At 38.6% G+C, this 21,786-nt stretch carries 19 protein-coding genes; 3 read left to right on the forward strand and 16 right to left on the reverse strand.

Going from position 1 to position 21,786, the window contains the following annotated elements; all coding sequences use genetic code 11:
* Positions 1–6: 6 nt before the first annotated feature.
* From KOL94_RS12165 to KOL94_RS12215, 11 genes are all read right to left on the reverse strand, one after another.
* A complete protein-coding gene (locus KOL94_RS12165; RefSeq protein WP_221566680.1) occupies positions 7–771 on the reverse strand; it encodes an enoyl-CoA hydratase/isomerase family protein in 765 nt (254 codons plus the stop codon).
* Positions 772–793: 22 nt separating this feature from the next.
* On the reverse strand, positions 794–1,861 hold the full coding sequence (locus tag KOL94_RS12170) for a TAXI family TRAP transporter solute-binding subunit (RefSeq protein WP_221566681.1): 1,068 nt from the start codon (positions 1,859–1,861) through the stop codon (positions 794–796).
* A 33-nt stretch (positions 1,862–1,894) separates the two neighbouring features.
* Positions 1,895–3,814, reverse strand: coding sequence for a TRAP transporter permease (locus KOL94_RS12175; protein ID WP_221566682.1), 1,920 nt, complete (start codon positions 3,812–3,814; stop codon positions 1,895–1,897).
* Positions 3,801–4,538, reverse strand: a complete 738-nt coding sequence (locus KOL94_RS12180; protein WP_221566683.1) for a GntR family transcriptional regulator — start codon at positions 4,536–4,538, stop codon at positions 3,801–3,803. Before KOL94_RS12180 ends, KOL94_RS12175 begins: the two co-directional genes overlap by 14 nt.
* Before the next feature lie 511 nt (positions 4,539–5,049).
* Positions 5,050–6,192 (reverse strand): N-methyl-L-tryptophan oxidase, encoded by a 1,143-nt coding sequence (solA, locus tag KOL94_RS12185; protein WP_221566684.1) that lies wholly within the window; start codon positions 6,190–6,192, stop codon positions 5,050–5,052.
* 57 nt (positions 6,193–6,249) lie between these two features.
* Positions 6,250–7,680, reverse strand: a complete 1,431-nt coding sequence (locus KOL94_RS12190; RefSeq protein ID WP_221566685.1) for a sodium:solute symporter family protein — start codon at positions 7,678–7,680, stop codon at positions 6,250–6,252.
* Positions 7,681–7,874: 194 nt separating this feature from the next.
* Positions 7,875–8,963 carry an NAD(P)/FAD-dependent oxidoreductase gene (locus KOL94_RS12195; protein ID WP_221566686.1) on the reverse strand — a complete coding sequence of 363 codons (1,089 nt, stop codon included), beginning with the start codon at positions 8,961–8,963 and terminating at the stop codon, positions 7,875–7,877.
* Entirely contained in the window at positions 8,956–9,288 is a 333-nt protein-coding gene (locus KOL94_RS12200; protein WP_221566687.1) for a (2Fe-2S)-binding protein, read from the reverse strand. The genes KOL94_RS12195 and KOL94_RS12200 overlap by 8 nt, the downstream gene beginning before the upstream one ends.
* A complete protein-coding gene (locus KOL94_RS12205) occupies positions 9,289–10,395 on the reverse strand; it encodes an NAD(P)/FAD-dependent oxidoreductase (RefSeq protein ID WP_221566688.1) in 1,107 nt (368 codons plus the stop codon).
* Positions 10,385–10,708: a (2Fe-2S)-binding protein gene (locus KOL94_RS12210; RefSeq protein WP_221566689.1), complete on the reverse strand. Its 324-nt coding sequence runs from the start codon at positions 10,706–10,708 to the stop codon at positions 10,385–10,387. The genes KOL94_RS12205 and KOL94_RS12210 overlap by 11 nt, the downstream gene beginning before the upstream one ends.
* A 36-nt stretch (positions 10,709–10,744) precedes the next feature.
* Positions 10,745–11,467, reverse strand: coding sequence for a GntR family transcriptional regulator (locus KOL94_RS12215; protein WP_221566690.1), 723 nt, complete (start codon positions 11,465–11,467; stop codon positions 10,745–10,747).
* 798 nt (positions 11,468–12,265) lie between these two features.
* Between KOL94_RS12215 and KOL94_RS12220 the strand changes: the two genes are divergently transcribed.
* The 3 genes from KOL94_RS12220 (at position 12,266) to KOL94_RS12230 (ending at position 16,172) form a co-directional block, all read left to right on the forward strand.
* Entirely contained in the window at positions 12,266–13,714 is a 1,449-nt protein-coding gene (locus KOL94_RS12220; protein WP_221566691.1) for a sigma-54 interaction domain-containing protein, read from the forward strand.
* Positions 13,715–14,022: 308 nt separating this feature from the next.
* Positions 14,023–15,414, forward strand: coding sequence for a sodium/proline symporter (locus tag KOL94_RS12225; RefSeq protein ID WP_221566692.1), 1,392 nt, complete (start codon positions 14,023–14,025; stop codon positions 15,412–15,414).
* A gap of 14 nt (positions 15,415–15,428) precedes the next feature.
* Positions 15,429–16,172 carry an acetoacetate decarboxylase family protein gene (locus tag KOL94_RS12230; RefSeq protein WP_221566693.1) on the forward strand — a complete coding sequence of 248 codons (744 nt, stop codon included), beginning with the start codon at positions 15,429–15,431 and terminating at the stop codon, positions 16,170–16,172.
* A 137-nt stretch (positions 16,173–16,309) separates the two neighbouring features.
* Here the strand turns inward: KOL94_RS12230 and sufB are convergent, their stop codons facing one another.
* The 5 genes from sufB to sufC form a co-directional block, all read right to left on the reverse strand.
* Positions 16,310–17,707 (reverse strand): Fe-S cluster assembly protein SufB, encoded by a 1,398-nt coding sequence (gene sufB, locus KOL94_RS12235; protein ID WP_221566694.1) that lies wholly within the window; start codon positions 17,705–17,707, stop codon positions 16,310–16,312.
* A gap of 109 nt (positions 17,708–17,816) precedes the next feature.
* A complete protein-coding gene (gene sufU / locus KOL94_RS12240) occupies positions 17,817–18,257 on the reverse strand; it encodes a Fe-S cluster assembly sulfur transfer protein SufU (RefSeq protein ID WP_221566695.1) in 441 nt (146 codons plus the stop codon).
* A complete protein-coding gene (locus KOL94_RS12245) occupies positions 18,247–19,467 on the reverse strand; it encodes a cysteine desulfurase (RefSeq protein WP_221566696.1) in 1,221 nt (406 codons plus the stop codon). The genes sufU and KOL94_RS12245 overlap by 11 nt, the downstream gene beginning before the upstream one ends.
* Positions 19,464–20,783: a Fe-S cluster assembly protein SufD gene (sufD, locus tag KOL94_RS12250; protein WP_221566697.1), complete on the reverse strand. Its 1,320-nt coding sequence runs from the start codon at positions 20,781–20,783 to the stop codon at positions 19,464–19,466. The genes KOL94_RS12245 and sufD overlap by 4 nt, the downstream gene beginning before the upstream one ends.
* 19 nt (positions 20,784–20,802) lie before the next feature.
* On the reverse strand, positions 20,803–21,591 hold the full coding sequence (gene sufC / locus KOL94_RS12255; protein ID WP_221566698.1) for a Fe-S cluster assembly ATPase SufC: 789 nt from the start codon (positions 21,589–21,591) through the stop codon (positions 20,803–20,805).
* Between the last annotated feature and the right edge of the window lie 195 nt (positions 21,592–21,786).

Consider the following 21,786-nt stretch of genomic DNA (forward strand, 5'->3'; position numbering starts at 1 on the left):
CTTTAATCAAGAAGAGCGTTTTTCGAAAAATTCCTTCATCATCTTTTGTGGCTCACCGGATTGATACCCTAATGTGTGGGCTTCAATGGCATATTCCATACACGAATTAAAATTGTATTCACTTATTTGATTAAAACGTCTTTTATTAATTGCTAGTGCCACAGGGGGCTTAGACGCCAGTTCATTAGCTAGTTTCAATGTTTCACTTTCCAGTTTTTCATCATCAACAACTCTTGTAATCAAACCATATTCCCTAGCTTCATCCGCTTTAATTAACCTTCCAGTTAAAATAAGATCAATCGTCCGGGATTTCCCCATCACTTCCCAAAACATGGTACTACCAATAACACAAGGTAACCCTACATTTATTTCTGTCATACCATACTTAGCACTTTTTTTAGAAATGCGAATATCGGCTAATAGTGCAAGTTGAAGACCCGAGCCTGTAGAAAAACCATTTATTGAGGCTATAATAGGCTTTTCAACCTTTCGAATTATCCTATATAATTTATCGAACTCATCTACCCACTTATCCGCAGTTTCTTTACTTACATGTTGGCTTTCTTTTAGGTCTTGTCCTGAACAAAAGGCTTTATCCCCTACACCCTTAATAATGATAGCTTTAACATTTTTATCTTCATTTCCTCTTTGAAAGGCATTAGATAACTCATCTTTTGTAGAAGTACTTAGCGCATTATAAGTCTTCGGTCTATTAATAGTGATCGTCAATATATTTTGGCTTACTTCGTAAAGAATAGTTTGATAGTTCATTATTTCTCCTCCATTTTTTCAATTATTTAATTACGCCGATTTCCTTATAATATTTTTCTGCACCTGGATGTAAGGTAGTTCCAAGATCCTTTATAGCCTGTTCAGTACTATACGCTTCTAAACTCGCATGAATATTGGGGAGTTTCTCCTTATTTTCATTAACAATTTTCGTTATTTCATAAATAACATCTTCAGAAGCATTTTTATTTGTCACTAAAATGTTCCCCATGACTGCCGTTTGAATAGCTTCATCACCATTAACTGCCTCGGGGTAGGTACCTGCTGGGATCTCCCCTTTGCCAATCGCAAATTCTGAAAGATGATCAATTAATTCATTTGACATAGTTAAAATCTTCATGTTTCTACCATTAGAGGCATCAGTTATTGCGGAACCAGGGATGGCTAACTGAGTAAACATAGCATCGACATTACCATTTTTAAATTGCTCAGCTTGTTCTGTGTAACTCCCATGGAATATCTTACCGCCCCATGATTCAATATCTTCATAAGATACACCATAATAACTTAAAAACTTTTTAAATACCCATTCATCAGAATTATTAACCGGTGTCACTGCAATCTTTATCGGCATTTTATTCTCAAAGATTTCATCAATTGAATCAATATTCGTATCTTCCCCTACTGCAAAATGAAAATAGTTGACTCCAAATCCATTTCCTAGGGCAACAATATCTGGATATTTTTTCTTAAAAGGATCTTCTCCATTAACAGCAGCCATAACAAAAGCTGGTTGCTCCCATGCTATCTGTGCTTGTCCATTTTCTAAAAAAGGTATATTTTGCAGACTTCCTCCAGGGATAACCTTTATGTTTAGGTTTGAGTTATTTTGTTTTATCATTGATCCAATACCGCCAGCCATGCTATACCAACCACCCCCTAAAGAACCAGCTGCCCATGTTAAATTTGTTGGTTGATTCACTGTCTGGCTTTGAGAAGTTTTCCCATTTGCATCTTCTGCCCCATTTCCCTTATTATTTTCATCCCCACTAGTGGTGTTATTTTGAGGAGCAGTACAAGCAGATAATACAATTAGAGCTACAATAAGAAATACCCTATAAAGCTTTTTCATTTGTTTTCTCCTCCTTTTTATAAAGATAAGAGTTTAATAGTTTTCTTTTGCAATCCCCTCCTTTAATGAATGGCTTGGTTTTGCTTGTTTGGTTTTAAAGATATAAAATTCAAACGCTAGAAGCCCGAATAGTAATAATATTCCGACAACTGAAATTAAAAATATATTACTAATAGAAACAAACACCCCTATCAATAACAACAACCGTTTAATCATAGATAATTTTTGGAACAAGTATCCCACTATAACGGATGCAAACAGTATTACGGCAATAGAGGTTACAATAAAGGTAAATAAAATTTCAAATAAAGAAGATTGTTCTGACAATAATAACTCTGGGCTGAAAATAAAGAGAAATGGTACAAGAAATCCTGCGAATGCAAATTTTGGTGTCATTAATGCAGTCTTCATTGGTGGAGAACCTGAAATGTTGGCAGCTGCAAATGCAGTCACTCCAACGGGTGGAGTAATATCTGCCAAAATTGCAAAGTAAAAGACAAACAAATGCGATGTTAAAACTGGTATATGAAAAGCAGCTAACGCTCCAGTTGCAACGGTTGCGGTTATAACATAGGCTGGGGTTGTTGGTATACCTGCCCCTAAGATCAAGGTAACAAGCATAATCAATATTAGTGCTAACCAAATGTTGCCGAATGAATAAGCCAAAATAATATTACTCATTGCCAATGCTGCCCCAGTTTGAGTCAAAACAGCTACTATTATTCCAGCACCAGCAAGAGCAGCCGCTATTACGGTAGCACCTCGAGCGGCATAATTTACGCCCTCTATAAAATCATTAATATTTATCTTTCCCTTTGACATAATAAACCATATTACAATACATACACCTATTGATATAACAGCACTTTTTGCCGGAGATAATCCTGTAAATAAAGAATAAACCATTGCACCAAACGGAATGAGATATGGTGAATTTTTTAATATCACTTGATATTTAACTTTCCATTCATCAGGAAGCTTTGGTAAATTTAAAGCAACTGCCTCAAAATGTACCGTAGCTAAGATCCCTATGTAATAAATAATGGCACCTAATATGGCTGCTTTTATAATAGTGGTATAGCTCGTTGATGTCATTTCAGCCATAATAAAGGCTCCTGCCCCCATAACAGGTGGAATCAAGGGGCCTCCTGCACTAGCGACAGCTTCAATTGCTCCAGCTTTAGTTGATGGATAACCAATCTTTTTCATTAACGGGATACTAAAACTACCAGTAGAATAAACATCAGAAACAGAACTACCGCTTATACTTCCGTAAAGGCCACTTGATAAAACAGCAATTTTTGCAGGACCTCCACGAAAACGACCGGTTAAAAAAATGGCAACATCCATAAAATATTTCCCAACCCCGGATCTAAGCATGATCGCTGCAAAAGCTATAAACACAAAGAGTATATTGCTTGATATTCCTGTAAGAAAGCCATAAATCCCTTGATCACTTGTTAAATACACAACTTCAATCACCCTATCAAACGACATTTGCCTTGCATTGAACATACCCGGCAAAAATGGTGCAATAAAAATATAGGTGAAGAACACTGCAACAACTATAGCAAAAACAAAGGAAACAGCACGCCTACATGCTTCTAGCACCAAACCAACCATAAGTGTACCTAAAATAATTTGTGTAGTCGTAACCTCATCCACTTGCTCTATTCGCATATTTAAGCTATCTGCGTTCATAAATAAATAGAAACTCGGTATTAAACTAATAACCGCTAAGATCCAATCTAAGATCGTTGGTTTATTTTTTTGGGTGTTACTTTTACGTGAAGGAAAGACCAAAAAGGCTAAGGGAAGTAGGAAGAATAAATGCAATGACCTTTGGACTTTTGGTGAATATGTACCAAAATAAGAAGTGTATAGATGAAACACTAAAATAATTAATGCCCATATCGAAAATCCAATTGCCAGATTCCCCTTAAAAATCCTCATAACTACCACCCTCCTGCGTGAAACTAACTTTATATTTCCATTCTTCGGTATTGACGTAATAAATATTGATATCAATCGGATTTTCTTCCTCATCATATGAAAATCTTGTTACCTTTAATAGAGATGCGTTTTCATTAACTTCCAAATGTTTTGCTATTTCTTTACTCGCATTCACCGCCTCTATTTCTTCTTCTGCGCCAACAATTTCAATATCTAAATGTTCTTTAAGAAGATGTCCCAATGAAATGAAATTTTCATCTTTTTCAAAAATACTATAAGGGATTTTAGGACTTACAAAATGCTCTAAATATATTACTGGTTTGTTATCAAAATATCTTACTCTTTTTAGGTGAATTAATTTATAATCCTCGTCAATACCTAAAATAGAAGATATCTTTTTATTTTCAAAATAATCTATGGCGATTGTTTTTGCAGATATTTTTTCCCAATTATCTAGATATTGACTTCTAAACCCTGTCATTTTAGTCCAAAGTTCAGTTGGTCTTCTATTAGAAACAAAGGATCCTCTCCCTTGTAAACGATATATAAATCCATCGTTTTCCAATTGTTTTAAAGCCTGTCTCACAGGGGTTCTACTCGCATTATATTTTTTGTCCAACTCGGCTTCAGATGGTAATTGCTCCCCTCCCTTGAAGGTTCCAGACAGAATTTTATTTACTAAGTCATCATAAATGGTTTTATAAAGTGATTTTTTAATTTTCAACCGTTGCACCCTCTTGTATTTATTTATAAGCAATTAAACTATTAATACTTATAATACTAAGTATTCTTATAACTGTCAATATAATATTCTGAATTTATGTTATTTTCGAAAATATTTAAAAGGTTAATTAATAATAGTGAATGAACTAATTTATAATGGCAGACAGTTTCTACTTTTTGAGCCTAAGTAAAAAACACCTCCCTAACAATTTCCCGTATGAACCCTTGTTTTGAAGACACATTTTTTCTTTCTTAAATGGACACAAATAAATAAGAATGGAAGGAGACTAGCCCCTTCCAAATGGATTTAAATATATCCTTTTTCTTTTAAGCTGGTATATCCATTGATAATCAAGTGATCCAAGGATCAATATCCCCACTATGCATCCAGCTTCTCCAATACGTTTCGTAACTGCAATAATCCTCTTTAGACTGTTTTAAACGAAAAAAAACTTTGATACCACCGAAGGACTTTGAGGCAGAGGTGATCTATCACTTCAAATTAATAGCAGTTAAGTTGATGAGACATTTTGAAAAAAACGATTCGGACTTAGGTGATTTATAGGGTAACTCGTTTTTCCATCAATTAATAATTCTGTGGTTATTTTTCCGATAACAGGTGACATTTTAAACCCATGTCCTGAGAATCCACTTGCAATCAGAACGTTTTCCATACCTGGTACAGAACCTATAACAGAATGATCGTCAGGTGAATAGCTATCCATATACACACTTGCTCGGACTGGGTCGGGTTGTAGGCCAGGAATCAGTTCCCTGACAGCATCACTTACTGTCCTTAATTCATCGACTTTAACATCCCTATTTAAATTCGCAGGTTCTTCAACGTAATCAGGGTCCTTAGTGTTAGAGGCTTTTACCATCGTACCATCAAGTGTCGGTGTTCCTGTCAATCTAAAACCTTTCCTCATACGAGCAAAAATCGGGAATCGATCAGGCTTGAACATCTCGATATCCTTTGCTGAAAACCATGTCAATACAAGACGCCGTGCTTCATATACCTGTTTGGATCCAGGCAAAAACTTCCCTGTCCATGGTCCGGTTGTTATCAAAACTTTTCCAACTCGATATTCTTCCTCATCTGTCGCAATCGTAACACCTAATTTATCAGATTGGATATCCTTAACTCTTGTATATCGGTATATTTTTGCACCTAAACATTCCGCCCGGTCCGCTGCTGAAATGACTGCAAGTTCCGGTCGTAAAAAGCCAGCATTTTTGTCTAATATCATAATGTCTTCACTAAATAATCGATGTTGAGGGTAACGTTGTTCTGCATATTTTCCATCGAGAATTTCATGTTCCAGATTGAATACTTCAATACTTTTTAATACATTCTTCATTACTTCTGTGTTTGGATTTCCAATCATCAGACCGCCATTTAATGTTAAAAGGCTTGTGCCGGCTTCAGATTCGAGTTCTTTCCAAAGATGACGTGCTTCTTGTAGTAAGGGGACATATTCCTGTCCTTCCATATAGGCAGTTCTGAAAAGTCTTGACTCTCCCCCTGCAGCAGAACGATCATTTCCAACACCGTATTGTTCAAAACCTAAAACGGAAATCCCCCTTTTAGCAAGTTGCCATAGTGCCATACTTCCCATTGTACCTACTCCAATTACTGCCACATCGGCCTGCATATTTACACCTCTCTCATAAATCCTTTATTCAAAATCTAATTAATATTCAGAATTTTTTCAGCCTATATCTGCCTTTTTCGGTTCATTTTCATGGATTCTATCTACATTTTTAAACATGTAGTTAAGTAAGAAAAATCCAACTAATGAACCGAGTATTCCAAATGCGACATAGGGGATTTGCGTACCTATGATTTGAGCAACAGCAGCACTGAGAATTCCCAAAACCATACTGCCAATAGCCCCCTTTGTTGTCAAAAAAGCCGTATTCCGCAACAAGAATCCTGCGAATAGGGGTACAAGTAACCCAGATGCGGAATATGCATATGTGGAAACGAGCCATCCTAAAGCTTGCGGATAATATAAAGCTAACATGACGGCTAACCCTATTACGACAACAGTCATATACCTTGAGAATTTCAATAGATTTCTATCACTAACATTTGGATTGATGTATGAGTGATAAATATCCTTTGTGATGTTTACCACCACAGATTGAATAGCACTACTAACAGTAGACATTATCGTTGCTATTATGAAAGCGGAATAAATCGCCATGAACCAACCTGGAATTTGAGTAAGGAACCATCCTGAGGCCAATTCCGGATTTTCAAGGCCAGGGTTCATAGAGAAAATAGAGATTCCCATGAATGAAGCCCAAATACCGCTGATCACGCCAACCAGTGCTGCAATCACAAACGCTTTTTTAGCTATCTGTGGGTTTTTAGAAGCATAAATACGTTGGTAGGACATTTGATTGGTTAATGCTCCTGGAAAAATAGCTAATATCCAGAAAACGATTGTCGCCATTCCTACGGCTCCTAAACCTTCTGGAAAGCCAATCATCGTTTCAGGTACCCTGCCAGCTATTTCAGTCCAACCACCAGCTAAATTTAAAATATACAATCCACTTACCAATGACATGATAAGCATGACACATCCAAATATAAAGTCTGTCCATGCAACGGAGGTTAGCCCCCCTGGCAAAACGAATAGTAGACTAATCACAGCAAAAATAAAAACTAATAAAGGAAAAGATAGACCTGATATGTTCGAGAATAAATTACCGAAAGCCACAAGCTGAGTACATAACCATCCAAAAGGTACCACTATGGCCATAAATGTGACCATACTCATCATTAATTTATTTTCTCCGTATAACCTCTTGAATATTTCCGGCATCGTAGAGAAGTTTTGTTTTTTAAGCCAATTCGCCAGTAATACCAAGATGATGATTCCTACGGAATAAAGAAAATTATAAGTTATAGCGGACCAACCAGCACTATAACCAATCCCAATATGAGCCACTAGCACACCACCACCCATACCAGTTGCAAATTGACTTCCTGCAACTACATATACGGGTAATGATCTCCCACCAACAATCCAATTCTCACTACTTTTATTCCTACTTCCTATCCAAAAAGAAAAAATAGCAGCAGCAGACAATACAGTAACAGAACTTAACACAAGTACCAATGTAGAGTTCATCATTTTCCTCCAAACATTTTTAATGTACTATGATGTGAACTTCTGGCTGCGTTTAAGTAGGTTTCACCACCAGGTTTAAAACAAAGAGGTTCTTTTCTACATCCTGAAGCCTCCCTTCTACGTAGTCTAAATATTCTTTTTTATATCAGTGTGATTAACCAAGGTAACAGTTGACGTAATACGGGATCCTATCCTCAGGCATAGTTCATAAAACGTTTGAGGCTATATCTCTTTAGGCAGATCGAGGTTTCACCTACCATTACTAATTCCGCCATCAATGTGCCGACCAACGGAGATAAGGTTACACCACTATGCATCGCAGCAATATAAGCATTTTTTTTATCAGGTATCTTTCCTAATATCGGGAAACCGTCTTCCGGAATAACCCTTACCCCAGAGAAGCTTCTGACTATATTGGCTTTAGCTAAAGATGGAATGTAATTGATCGCCATTTGAGCGGTTTCTTGTATCACATCCATTGTTGTTCTCCGATCATAACCTACTTCTTCCTTGGAGAAACCAATCAATACTTCGCCATTTTCTGCCTGCCTCATGCCCCCGATCGTATGTTTTAGAAAAGGAGCTAATGGTTCTGTAATGATTACTTGTCCGCGTACCTGTTTAACAGGTATATCTAAACCTAGAAGTTCGCCGATTTCCTTAGACCATGGCCCCCCTGCTAATATCACCCGTTCTGTAGTAATAGCATCTTTCTTATTTTTTGTATAAATTTTATAGTGGTCTTTTTCCATTACCATTTCGGTAACTGGATTATAAAAGGAAAATTCAACCTCATTTCTCTTAGCCGCCTTAATGTAAAGCTCCACTAACCTGAATGGATTGACATTTCCATCCATATCACTATAAGTTGCACCTGCAATTTTTGGTGAAAGGGCCGGCTCCTTTTCGAGCACTTGGTCCCTCGTTAATACCTCCACTTTAATGCCTACCTCTGCTTGTTCTTCAGCAAGCCTTAAAGCTTTATCCCAATCTGTTTGAGCAAAGAACGGTGCAATCCCACCTGTCCTTTTGTATTCAACATCCCCTATTTTCCTTTCTAGAAAAGGATAAAGCTCTGCGCTGTACATGCTTAATTCTCCATACCATGACGGCACCTTATTATGTACCCACACCCATGCTTGGGTAGAACCTGATGTCCCGGATAAAGGAAATCCTTTGTCTATTACTAAAATTCTTTTTTGTTTATATTCAGAGAGATGATAGGCAATGCTGCTTCCTATCACACCACAGCCAATGATGACAATATCATATTGATCAGTCATTTTGTCGTTCACCCGCCTCTAAAGACGCTTCATCAAAAACACTCACCACATTGGATGAGGATGTTTTCCCAGCCAATATACCTAACCTGGTGATTTTTAATGGCATACGCATGCGTGGAGGAGGGATTTCACTTATTGAAACACCTAGATTAGTTGCGATCAATTCCCTCACAAGGTTCATGCATATTTTCGACTGACATGGCCCCATCCCACACCTGGTCAGTCTTTTAATATCGTCAAAAGTAGAAGCGCCCAATCGAATAGCACCCTCTATTTCATCAACATTTATTTCTTCACAGCGACATACAATAGTAGACTTATCCATTTAGCACCCCTCCAAGATTGCATGAAATGAAGCTGGTAACGGTAATTCGCATTCTTCATGGAACTCTTTTATGTGAGCAACCCGGGCAATAAATGTTTCAATGGATTCTTCACTTTCCATACTCCTGAGTTCGTCCCATAAAAATGAACTTCTTACTTTCACTTCATTATCATTCAGGACCCCAAGAGCTTTCAGTGCATTCAATGCTGCAATCTCTGCAGTCAATAAGATTCCACCTAAACAAGTTATGCCTGCAGCATTCCCAGCTACATATACAGAAGGATTACTCGTCCCCAATGTACTGTAATATTTCGGTACAAGACCTCCTAGTTTTGCTTGAAAACCAAATTCGCAATCTAGTATTTCCAAAGGCTCCAAGATCGGGGCCAAGCCTTTTCCGATACAGATCAAATCAATATCAAGATCTTCCTTTTTTCCATCATTGTTTATGGTAACTTTCTTTACTTCTCCAGCCCCCGTTGCTCTCTCAATAACGGTATTTACCATCACACGAATTTTTTTATCCTCAAGGCCCTCCACCAACTTTTTATCATTTACGGAAACGGTTTTATCCATGACTCCTAAAATATTGATTCCACATGCCTTTAGTTGTTTTGCAACTTCTGCCGAAAAAGAATTCAACCCTACGATCAACGCATTCTTCCCTGGCAATACACGCTCTCGGTTTATTAATATTTGGGCAGCTCCTACAGTCATTACTCCCGGTAGGGTCCAACCAGGGAAGAGATCCGTCTCCTCGGCGGCTCCTGTAGTAACGATTACCTTTTTTGCATCAATCGGAAAGGTTTCAGTATCATTCGCTATCCCTATCCGTCCATCCTTATAAACCCCGATCATCTTATGCTTCAACAAACAGGTTATTGGCAGAGGACTAAGTCGATCTATCAGAGTCCTCATCAAGTGTATCCCTCTTTGTCTATCAAATTGTTTTGGCAGGTTATTGAAAAATTGAGTCTGCTGTTTCAACTGCCCTCCCAGGGCATAAGATTCCTCTATAATTATTGTTTTAATACCTCTTGAGGCAGTTTCGATGGCAGCATTTAAACCAGCGGGACCCCCACCTATAATTAATACATCAGTTTTCATGGATTCCCCCCCTAACATCGGGGTCACCAGTATTCGGCTTTATTTCCATCCCCTCTTCTATAAGGGTCGTACAGCTAAGGACATGTTCTAATCCGTTTACTGTAACAAAACAACTGCAACATCTTCCACTTGCGCAAAAAAGCCCTCTTGATTGTCGTAGTTTCCTGCTGATGCCGAATTTCCTGATGTTATTCATCATTAATGCAGCAGCTATCGTCTGTCCTTGTCTAGCTTTTAGAGGCGTTCCATCATAGAAAAACGAAATTTGATCATTACCATGGTTTTCTAATATCGGATGATGGTCAATATACATAGAAACCTCCTAAAATATAATATTATAACTTTATAATTAAAGCTGAACTTCTAAGAAGTATCGTGATTGTTCTTGTTTCAAAATGAACTTTGAATATTCAATTATCCTCTGATCAACTGTAAGCGTGAAACGTTCAAAAACGATTAGTTGCTCACCTATTGGGACCTTTAATAAATTTGCTTCGTATTCATCCGCTAAAATGGTATTGAAGTATACCTTGGCTTTTTCCAATTTCATATCGTATTTTTCTTGGAACATATTATACAGCAGGTCATTTTCAATAGTGCTCACTTGGAAATCCGGAAATAATGAGGCTGGGATAAACGAGAATTCTATCGCAACAGGTTTATCATCCTGCAACTTTATCCTGTTGATTTTATAAACGTCATCTTCAGGATCGATCCTTAATAAATTGCCGAGACTCTTACCTGCTTCCTCTTTATTAAAGCTTAAAGTCCGATGAGGGTGTTGATAATCTTCCCAGGATTCATTCCGTAACGTTACCAATTTTGATATGTTTTGCTCATTTCTTTTGGTAACAAATGTCCCTTTTCCGCTTTGTCGATATAGTAACCCTTTGCTTACCAGTTCGTGGATTGCTCTTTTTATCGTAATGTTACTTACACTAAACTGCTTGGCTAATTCCTTTTCAGTAGGTAACCGAAATCCCTCATCCCATTCTTTCGATAGTATTTTTTCCTCAAGATATTGTTTTACTTGTTCATATAAGGGTAAGGATAAACTTTTATTTATTTTCATAGTGTGCTCCTTCTATAAAACAAAAGATATAATGTTATAATCTTTACTTCTTTATTGGTATAAAAATTCCTTTAAAAAAATAATATTTTTTAAGTGTTTTCTTATCAAAATTCTTTAGTTTTTATTCTTCTTAAAAAATCTAAAGGAAACGCGAACAGCAACCACTCTGTTTTTCGTATTGAGGCACATAAAAAAGAACATTTCGCGATCATCTTCCCCGATAAAACCTGCAGCACTTTAGCAGCGTCTTCTGGAGAACGGAGGATCTGCATGCAATAGGCTTTTGTTTTTATCAGTAAATTTCTTAGGTCTCCCCTTATAAACCCCTCTTTTTTAGCTTCCGCAATTCCTTCAGCCTGTCGTTCCTTATTCAGACCAAGTTCAAACTCCGCAATTCCGCGATACCACTTACACCGTAACCATTAACTTTCCGATGGGTGTTTTTGTATCAAGAGTATCTCCACCCATATTGAGTACGGACAAGCCCAACTCCTTTTTGATTAAGGAGGGTTCAATGATTTTTAATGCATCTTTAGTCGACCTTGCAAACCCAAAAAGAAAGTCTCAAAATGCGCTTAAGAATGAACCAATTGAAAAACAATTTAAAGTATAGCTATTGTTCTTGATAACTCACAGTTTATAAGGAAGTAGTAAATTCTGAGATTTCGCAAAATCGAAATGGGGAGTCCCATATTGTTATGTTTCAGCCCTATAACACTATAAGTTTTAAAACAGGGAGGTACTTTTGATATGGTAAAATATTTATAACAAATATAATCCTTAAGAAAGGACAATCCCATGCCAGACACATTACTTAACGTCGAATCTTTCTTCAATGAAAAAGATTATATAGAAGAAGTATTCTCTTCTATGAGAGAAGGAGTCATCATTGTTAATAAAGACTTAAGGGCTTTTTATATGAATGATGCGGCGACAAAAATGGGCTTTAAAATGAATGCTGTGATTGGCAGAAAAATTTTCGAAATATTTCCCGATCTTAGCACTGAAAATAGTACCATATTAAAAGTGTTTAAAACGAAGCAACCGATTAAAGAGAGGATCCAAACATTTGTTACTTATCAGGGAGTAAGAAAAACGACCGTGACATCTACTTATCCAATTCTAAGAGGGGGAAAAGTTGTAGGTGCGTTCGAAATATTCTCTGACATATCTGGGTTGAAGGATATGTCGGAAAAACTTCAGGAAATTTCGAGAAAAAATCTTTTGACCAATCAAATGGATTTTGCAGAAAAGAAGAAAAAGGAATTGTTAAAAGATGTATCTATCATAGGGAAAAGCCGTTCTATTATAAATGTTAAGGAAATTATAAAAACAGTAGCAAATAGCCCTTCTCCACTATTAATTTATGGAGAAACGGGTACCGGTAAAGAACTGATTGTTCAGGAAATCCATGTGAATCAGAAAGGTCCACTTGTAACTCAGAACTGTGCAGCGATACCTGAATCTCTACTTGAGAGCATATTGTTTGGTACAAAAAAAGGTGGGTTCACGGGGGCAGAAGATAAAGCCGGACTGTTCGAAATTGCCAATAATGGGACACTATTTCTTGATGAAATTAATTCGATGCCAGTAACTTTGCAAACTAAGATTTTGCGTGTACTCCAAGAAGGAAAAGTAAGACGTATTGGAGACCATAAGGAAATAACAGTGAATGTGAGATTGATCTCTGCTATGAACGTGAGACCTGAGGAGTTAGTAATTTCTGGGGAGATGCGTCAGGACCTTTACTACAGATTGAATGTACTGTATCTAGAAATTCCACCTCTTAGAGAAAGAAAAGAAGATATCCCGCTTTTAGTTGATTATTTTGTTAAGTATTTCAATCACAGGTTAGGCAAAAACATACGATCCATTACACCGGAAACAATGGATTATTTTATGAATCATGATTGGCCAGGAAATGTTAGAGAACTTAAAAATATGATTGAGCGCGCCATGAACTTAACTGCTTTGGACACGATTCACCTAAAGGATGTACAACCTCATTCAATTCTCAGTATGCCAAAACAAGAAGCTCAATCGAATGTTAGCTCTAAAAGTAGGATATTGCTCAAAGAAGAAGTAGAACGTTTTGAAGCTGATTTAATAAGAAAAGCTCTTAAGAAGACAAAAGGAAATATTTCAAGTGCTGCACGCGAATTGGACATTCCTCAACAAACATTAGATAAGAAAATTAAAAAGTATAGACTAAAGGATTTTGTTATCATGCTCAAAACTACTCAATAATGAGTAATGTTTTGAGTAGTTTTTTTAGTAAACTTATACAGAATTTTTAGAAAATAACTATAAACCAGCAATTATACAGTTGGCATGAAACTTGCAATTTAAAACAATGAAAGAAAAATCCTTATTGGGGGGATTGTTATGAAAGGATCTGTACCTTTTCTAGTTCCGTTCTTTTACATCATTGTACCGTTAGTAAGTATAATTACCACATTTATTTTACTAAAGTGGACTGAAAAGAAGGAGGTGGACAATAAATCATGATCACAACTTTCATTATTTATTTAGTACTAGTTTTTGCAGTGGGTATAATGGCCGAACGTTTTATTACAAAAAGTGAGGCGGGTTATTACCTTGGAGATCGAAGTTTCGGACCAGTTGCCACAGCCATCAGTTCTGGAGCTACTGATACGAGTGGATGGATATTCATTGGAGCAGCAGGCTACTCCTATGTTGCAGGAATTTCTACAATGTGGATGCTCCCAGGCTTTGTACTTGGGTACTTATTGAACTGGTTCGTAGTTGCTCCAAAACTCAGGAGGTACGGTCAGGAGAATGACTGTCTTAGTTTAGCCGACTTTTTTGAAAAACGTTTCAAAGACAAAAGCCATCTACTTAAAATTACAGCTAGTGTTATTATCGTCATCTTCTTCGTAGCTTACATGGCTTCACAATTAACGGCAGCTGGTAAAGCACTTAATTCGATCGTCAGTTTAAACTTTAATATTGGTCTTATTCTCTGTGCAGCGTTCGTACTCGGTTATGCAGTATTTGGAGGATATCGCTCTGTTGTATGGACGGATGTTGTTCAGGGTTTCATTATGATGGGCGTGCTAGTTATTTTCCCGATCTATATGATCATACAGCTTGGTGGATGGAATTCATTCTTTTTAAAGGTCGCGAATATTGATCCGATTCTTGTCTCCCCTGCAGGCGGTTCGGTTGGGGCTATAGGGTTTGGTGCCATAGTAGGTTTGGTGGCTTTTGGGCTTGGAGAGCCTGGACAGCCTCATATCGTTCAGCGTTTTCTTTCTGCAAAAGATGATAAATCGATACGACAAGGAACAATGATAGCTATGTTCTGGGTAATTATTGTTATGACTGGATCAAACTTGCTTGGATTAATTGGACGAGTAATGATTCCAAACCTTGAGGACGCAGAATATGTATTTCCACAATTGACTTCTGAAATTATGCCTCCAGTAATTTCAGGGATTGTCCTAGGTGCCATTTTTGCAGCTATACAATCCACCTTTTCTTCCCAGGTAATGGTTGCTACACAAGCAATTGCAAGTGATATTTTCAAAAGTGTGGCTAAAAAGCAACTTACTGATAAGCAGTATTTAACAATAAGTCGAATCACCATGCTTACATTGGGTGTAGTTGCAACAATAATTTCACTAATGAACATTCAAGCGGTCTTCACCTTAGTTTTATATGCATGGGCGGGATTAGCAGCTGCCTTTGGTCCGCTGTTAATTCTAAGTCTATATACGAACTATGTAACAAAATGGGGAGCATTTAGTGGCATGCTTACTGGAGCCTCAGTTGCAATTATTTGGATAAACACTCCATATGTCGCCTATATTTATGAATTAATACCAGCGGCACTTGCGTCCCTGATTGCTATCTTAATAGTAAGTAAATGGACAGCAGTACGAACTGATGAAAAAACATACGATTCAATTGAACATGTTAATTAACAGGAGGAATTTACATGACAACCAAAGTAGCAACTGGAAATAATGTACCAATTCAATCACCTTTATTCCCTGACCCATTCGTTCCATATGAATGTAAAAATAACCGAACCATCACAGCGGTTTGTCGTACAGATGAAGCTATTATCAAAAAATATCTTGAGCAAACGCCATTTGAATATGTCGATAACACTTATACAGTTACGATTGCTGATTTTGGCAACTGTAATAAAGGATCTTTTTTGGATTGCGCAATTGTAATTCCTGCTAAATACAAAGATATTGTTGGCGGCCATTACCTTTTTGAATATGAAAACGAAGATTTCGCCATAGCAGCAGGAAGAGAACTATGGGGTTATCCAAAAAAATACGCGGAACTCTCATTAGAAGAAATAGATGGGAAAGTCATCGCTTCTGCTGTGAAAGCTGGGAAGGAAATCATCCGACTGGAATTTGATTTAAACAGCGAAATTGAACATATACCAGAGATAAAATTAACGCCACATCTTAACTTGCATACAGTTCCTAACCCAACAGGGAAAGGGATTTTATATCAAAATGTAATTGCTAGAGATACAACACCAGACTTTCAACTAAAGTCAACTCAACAAGGAAAGATAACGGTGAAGCTTGGTGGAGATAAATCGACACCTCTTGAAGATCTAAAACCACATGAAGTCCTAGGAGGTACTTATACAGTTGGGGACTTTTACGCTACAGAAGAAAATGGCTGGGGTAAGATCATCGATCGGTTAAAATAATATAACTATTAGTTAAAGAAGCACTTCTTAACCCATTTTATGTAAAAGGAAAATAATTTTCTAATAAAATCTCAATCGGCACAATTTAAAATCCATAATAATAACCCTTGGTATATACCAAGGGTTATTAGATGTTATTAACCGATTGAACCTTCCATTTCGAACTTGATCAGGCGGTTCATTTCGACTGCATATTCCATTGGAAGTTCTTTCGTAAATGGCTCGATGAAGCCCATTACAATCATTTCTGTCGCTTCTTCTTCTGAAATTCCGCGGCTCATAAGATAGAAGAGCTGCTCTTCGGATACCTTCGAAACTTTCGCCTCGTGTTCGAGAGAAATGTTTTCGTTCAGGATCTCATTGTATGGGATTGTGTCTGAAGTCGACTCGTTATCCATGATCAACGTGTCACACTCGACATTCGCACGTGCTCCAGATGCTTTACGTCCGAAGTGTACGATACCACGATATGTTACCTTACCTCCACCTTTAGAGATGGACTTGGAAACGATCGTTGAAGAGGTGTTCGGAGCCAAGTGGATCATTTTCGCTCCTGCATCTTGGTGCTGTCCTTTACCAGCAAGTGCGATCGATAGTGTCATTCCACGAGCGCCCTCACCTTTCAAGATGACAGCTGGATATTTCATCGTCAGCTTGGAACCGATGTTACCATCGATCCATTCCATCGTTGCATTTTCTTCTGCTACTGCACGTTTCGTTACCAGGTTGAATACGTTGTTCGCCCAGTTTTGGATCGTCGTATAACGGCAATACGCGTTTTTCTTGACGACGATTTCAACAACCGCACTGTGCAGTGAGTTTGTTGTATAAACAGGTGCAGTACAACCTTCAACATAATGTACAGATGAATCTTCGTCAGCAATGATCAACGTACGCTCAAATTGCCCCATGTTTTCAGAGTTGATACGGAAATACGCTTGTAATGGCGTATCACACTTGATTCCTTTTGGCACATAGATGAACGAGCCACCAGACCATACCGCAGAGTTCAATGCTGCGAATTTGTTGTCTGTCGGTGGTATTGTTTTACCAAAATGCTCTTTGAAGAGGTCTTCGTTTTCTTTAAGCGCTGTATCTGTGTCCTTGAAAATAATCCCCATGTCCTCAAGGTCTTCCTGCATGTTGTGATAGACAACTTCAGATTCGTATTGGGCAGATACACCCGCTAGATATTTTTGTTCTGCTTCAGGGATACCGAGCTTATCAAACGTACGCTTGATTTCTTCAGGTACTTCATCCCATGAACGCTCAGACTTCTCAGACGGTTTTACGTAATACGTAATGTCATCGAAGTTCAATTCTTTCAAGTTACCGCCCCATTGAGGCATTGGCATGGTATAGAAATGTTCTAGTGATTTTAAACGGAAATCTAGCATCCATTTAGGTTCGTCTTTCATACGTGAAATTTCTTCGACGATTTCTTTCGTCAATCCACGCTTGGATCTGAAGATCGAGACGTCCTTATCTCTAAAACCGTATTTATATTCGCCGATCTCTGGCATTTTCTTAGCCATCGTTTAATCCCTCCTTAAAGGATACATACACAAAAACCGAAACCTGTGTCATTCATTCCATACTTCTATTGTAAATCGGATGAGTGCTTCTGACAACCAAGCAGGAGTATTACTCTTCTCCTTTTTGGTTGACTCCCTTTTCTAAAGCTTTCCATGCAAGTGTCGCACATTTAATACGTGCAGGAAACTTTGAAACGCCTTGAAGGGCCTCAAGGTCTCCAAGATCCAAATTGCCTTCATCGTAATCTTTTCCAAGCATCATTTCTGAAAAGATGTTCGACAGCTTAAGGGCATCTTCTACAGGAAGACCTTTGATGGTTTCGGTCATCATTGATGCTGAGGCAAGGCTGATCGAGCACCCTTCACCTTCAAACTTGGCATCATTGATTTTCCCGCCTTCGACTTCCATCGACACTTTGATCCGGTCGCCACATGTCGGGTTATTTAAATTGAAGGTCAATGCACCATCATCAAGTTCTCCCTTGTTACGCGGGTTCTTGTAATGATCCATGATGACCTGACGATATAGTTGATCCAAATTAGAAGACATGACCAAAATACTCCTTTGTAGTCTTTAATCCATCAACTAGTGCATCAACATCTTCTTTCGTATTGTAAATATAAAAGCTTGCTCTGGCAGTTGCTGTCACATCCAACCATTTCATCAACGGTTGTGCACAATGGTGACCTGCACGTACAGCAATTCCCTCTGCATCCAATACTGTAGCTACATCATGAGGATGCACATCATCAATGTTGAATGTCACCAGTCCTGCTCGATGTTGAGGTCCGAATATCTTCAAGCCTTCAACATCTGACATACGTTCCATCGCATACTCTACGATTTCATGCTCCATCTTCTCAATCTCATTGCGTCCGATTTGCTCTAAGAAATCAATTGCCGCACCAAGCCCTATGGCTCCAGCAATGATTGGAGTTCCGCCTTCAAACTTCCAGGGAAGATCCTTCCAAGTGGAGTCATACAAACCGACAAAGTCAATCATCTCTCCGCCGAATTCGACAGGCTCCATATTTTCTAATAGCTTTTTCTTGCCATACATGACACCGATACCGGTCGGTCCGCACATTTTATGGGCAGAGAAAGCGTAGAAATCACAATCTAAGTCACGGACATCAACATGCATGTGAGGTGCTGCTTGAGCACCATCCACTACCATGACTGCTCCATTTTTATGAGCGATCTTTGTGATTTCCTGGATCGGATTGATCGTACCTAGAACATTTGAAACGTGCATGATCGATACAATCTTAGTATGTTCTGTAATTGTATTTTCAACATCACTTAAATCAATTGTTCCATCCTCTTGTAAAGGAATATATTTTAATGTCGCGCCTGTTGCTTTCGCCAGCTGCTGCCAAGGAATGATGTTGCTGTGGTGTTCCATTGGCGTGATGACGATTTCATCCCCTTCGCCGACGTTCGCTTTCCCATAGCTGGAGGCAATCGTATTGATGGCTGTCGTTGTACCACGGACAAACACGATTTCTTCAGTTGAAGAAGCATTGATGAAACGTCGGACTTTTTCGCGGGCACCTTCATAGCCGTCAGTAGCCCGTGTCCCTAGCGTATGCACACCACGGTGCACGTTCGAGTTGTCGTTTTTATAATAATGGTCAAGTGTTTCAATCACCGAAATCGGTTTTTGAGATGTCGCTGCGCTATCCAAATAGACGAGTGGCTTCCCATTCACTTCTTGATCAAAGATGGGGAACTGTTTGCGAATCTCTTTTGAAATCATTTATTGACTTTCCCTTCGATTACACCAGTTAACATCTTCTTTACCCCTTCGATAGGTAATTGGTTGACCACTGGTGCAAGGAATCCGTGGATAACAAGACGTTCTGCTTCTTGTTTGGAAATTCCACGGCTCATCAAGTAGAACATTTGGATCGGATCCATGCGTCCAACTGATGCAGCGTGGCCAGCTGTAACATCATCTTCGTCGATGAGAAGGATCGGGTTCGCATCTCCACGTGCTTTTTCACTTAGCATCAGGACACGTTCAGTCTGTTCACTGTTCGCTTTTGTTGCTCCATGCTCGATTTTTGCAATTCCGTTAAAGATGGAACTTGCATTGTCCTTCATGACCGCGTGCGCTAGCAGTTGTGCGTCTGATTGTTTACCCCACTGATTGACGCGGATGACGAAGTTCTGCTTTTGATCTCCACGTCCGATGGAAACGGTTTTCGTATCTGCTACAGATCCATCACCAACCAGATTGGTCGTGTTATCAGAAATCGTATTGCCATCATTCATTTGACCTAGTGCCCATTCGATTTTTCCGTCACGTTCAACATGTCCTCGACGGTTCACATAGGTTGTCATTCCTTTAGAGAAGTTATCAACTGCTCCGAATTGAACTCGTGCATTCGGCCCAGCGTATACTTCTGCTACGATGTTGGCAACAGACTCTTCATCTGTTCCATGAGAAAGGTAGTTTTCAACATACGTGACAGAACTGTTATCTTCAGCTACGACTAAAACATGATTGAACAATGAAGCTTCTGCATCCTCTTGCCAGAAAACGGACTGTAACGGTACATCGATTTCAACGTTTTTCGGCACGTATACGAAAACACCGCCGTTAAGAAGTGCAGCATGCAAAGCAGTCAACCGATGCTCATCGATCTTCACTACTTTGTTCATAAAGTATTTTTCCACAAGATCGCTGTGCTCATGGACTGCTGTAGCGATATCTGTAAATATGACCCCTTTGTCTTTCAGTTCTTGTGAGAACTGTTGAAATGCAGGAGTCGAGTTTCGTTGGATAAGGAAATTATCCGTACGATCTTCTTTCCCGATAAGTTCTAAAATATGCTCAGGAAAGTCGTCTGCCTTATCGAATTTCGCAGCCTTCACTTCGTGTTGGAAAGTTGTGAAGTTCCAGTTGTCGATTTTCGTTTTCTCCGGCTTCGGCATCGGTAGGCTTTCAGCCAGTTCCAATCCACGAAGACGAAGGTTTTTCAGCCATTCTGGTTCATTTCGTTGTTTGGAAAAGTCGCTTACATATGATTGATCGAAGGCAATCTTCGTTTCGTTCGTTTCCACTGACATATAAATCCTCCTTCAAAGCCTATGCTTGTTCTGTTTCGACAGTTTCGTCTTCAATTCCTAGTTCATCTTTAATCCAGTCATACCCTTCTGCTTCAAGACGTTGAGCAAGCTCAGGTCCACCAGATTTCACAATACGTCCTTGCATGATTACGTGAACTTTATCTGGTGTGATGTAGTTCAATAGACGTTGATAGTGCGTAATGATCAAACCGCCGAATTCAGGGTTACGCATATCATTGACACCCTTAGAAACGACCTTCAATGCATCGATATCAAGACCAGAGTCGATTTCGTCAAGAATTGCGATCTTCGGCTCGAGCATCAATAGTTGAAGAATTTCGTTACGTTTTTTCTCTCCCCCAGAAAACCCTTCGTTCAAGTAACGCTGTGAGAAAGACTCATCCATATCAAGAAGTTCCATTTTGCTGTCCATTTTACGGATGAACTTCATCAATGAAATTTCTTTACCTTCTTCACGACGAGCGTTGATTGATGAACGTAGGAAGTCTGCGTTCGTTACACCGCTGATCTCACTTGGATATTGCATCGCGAGGAAAAGACCTGCTTTTGCTCGTTCGTCAACTTCCATTTCAAGAACATCTTCACCGTCCATTGTGACAGTTCCCTCTGTAATTTCATATTTCGGGTGTCCCATTAGAGCAGATGCTAATGTTGATTTTCCTGTTCCGTTTGGTCCCATTACTGCATGGATTTCTCCACCGTTTATTTCAAGGCTTAGGCCTTTGATGATCTCTTTTCCTTCAATGGAAACGTGTAGATTCTCAATCTTTAGATTTGGTGCAGTCATGACTATAACCCTCCAATTTCATATTTCTAATCACTACTCCATTCTACATTGTAACGAAAAACAACATAAAAATGAAATAATCGTGATTTTTTCTATTTTCACTTGAAGAAAACTACAATTTTCTTCGATATAAGGTCAACTATGGCTCTTCCGTAGACTTCTCTGCACGGCTTTACCAAATTCACTTTAACATCA

The organism is Alkalihalobacillus sp. TS-13, from assembly GCF_019720915.1.
GTDB lineage: Bacteria > Bacillota > Bacilli > Bacillales > Fictibacillaceae > Pseudalkalibacillus.

What these genes read in the sequence shown, in the direction of transcription:
- KOL94_RS12190 (WP_221566685.1), bottom strand. Translation starts at nt 7,680, where the DNA reads ATGAACTCTACATTGGTACTTGTGTTAAGTTCTGTTACTGTATTGTCT.
- KOL94_RS12195 (WP_221566686.1), bottom strand. Translation starts at nt 8,963, where the DNA reads ATGACTGATCAATATGATATTGTCATCATTGGCTGTGGTGTGATAGGA.
- KOL94_RS12210 (WP_221566689.1), bottom strand. Translation starts at nt 10,708, where the DNA reads ATGTATATTGACCATCATCCGATATTAGAAAACCATGGTAATGATCAA.
- KOL94_RS12200 (WP_221566687.1), bottom strand. Translation starts at nt 9,288, where the DNA reads ATGGATAAGTCTACTATTGTATGTCGCTGTGAAGAAATAAATGTTGAT.
- sufB (WP_221566694.1), bottom strand. Translation starts at nt 17,707, where the DNA reads ATGGCTAAGAAAATGCCAGAGATCGGCGAATATAAATACGGTTTTAGA.
- sufU (WP_221566695.1), bottom strand. Translation starts at nt 18,257, where the DNA reads ATGTCTTCTAATTTGGATCAACTATATCGTCAGGTCATCATGGATCAT.
- KOL94_RS12165 (WP_221566680.1), bottom strand. Translation starts at nt 771, where the DNA reads ATGAACTATCAAACTATTCTTTACGAAGTAAGCCAAAATATATTGACG.
- KOL94_RS12215 (WP_221566690.1), bottom strand. Translation starts at nt 11,467, where the DNA reads ATGAAAATAAATAAAAGTTTATCCTTACCCTTATATGAACAAGTAAAA.
- KOL94_RS12175 (WP_221566682.1), bottom strand. Translation starts at nt 3,814, where the DNA reads ATGAGGATTTTTAAGGGGAATCTGGCAATTGGATTTTCGATATGGGCA.
- KOL94_RS12230 (WP_221566693.1), top strand. Translation starts at nt 15,429, where the DNA reads ATGACAACCAAAGTAGCAACTGGAAATAATGTACCAATTCAATCACCT.
- KOL94_RS12225 (WP_221566692.1), top strand. Translation starts at nt 14,023, where the DNA reads ATGGCCGAACGTTTTATTACAAAAAGTGAGGCGGGTTATTACCTTGGA.
- KOL94_RS12220 (WP_221566691.1), top strand. Translation starts at nt 12,266, where the DNA reads ATGCCAGACACATTACTTAACGTCGAATCTTTCTTCAATGAAAAAGAT.
- sufD (WP_221566697.1), bottom strand. Translation starts at nt 20,783, where the DNA reads ATGTCAGTGGAAACGAACGAAACGAAGATTGCCTTCGATCAATCATAT.
- KOL94_RS12205 (WP_221566688.1), bottom strand. Translation starts at nt 10,395, where the DNA reads ATGAAAACTGATGTATTAATTATAGGTGGGGGTCCCGCTGGTTTAAAT.
- sufC (WP_221566698.1), bottom strand. Translation starts at nt 21,591, where the DNA reads ATGACTGCACCAAATCTAAAGATTGAGAATCTACACGTTTCCATTGAA.
- KOL94_RS12245 (WP_221566696.1), bottom strand. Translation starts at nt 19,467, where the DNA reads ATGATTTCAAAAGAGATTCGCAAACAGTTCCCCATCTTTGATCAAGAA.
- KOL94_RS12170 (WP_221566681.1), bottom strand. Translation starts at nt 1,861, where the DNA reads ATGAAAAAGCTTTATAGGGTATTTCTTATTGTAGCTCTAATTGTATTA.
- solA (WP_221566684.1), bottom strand. Translation starts at nt 6,192, where the DNA reads ATGCAGGCCGATGTGGCAGTAATTGGAGTAGGTACAATGGGAAGTATG.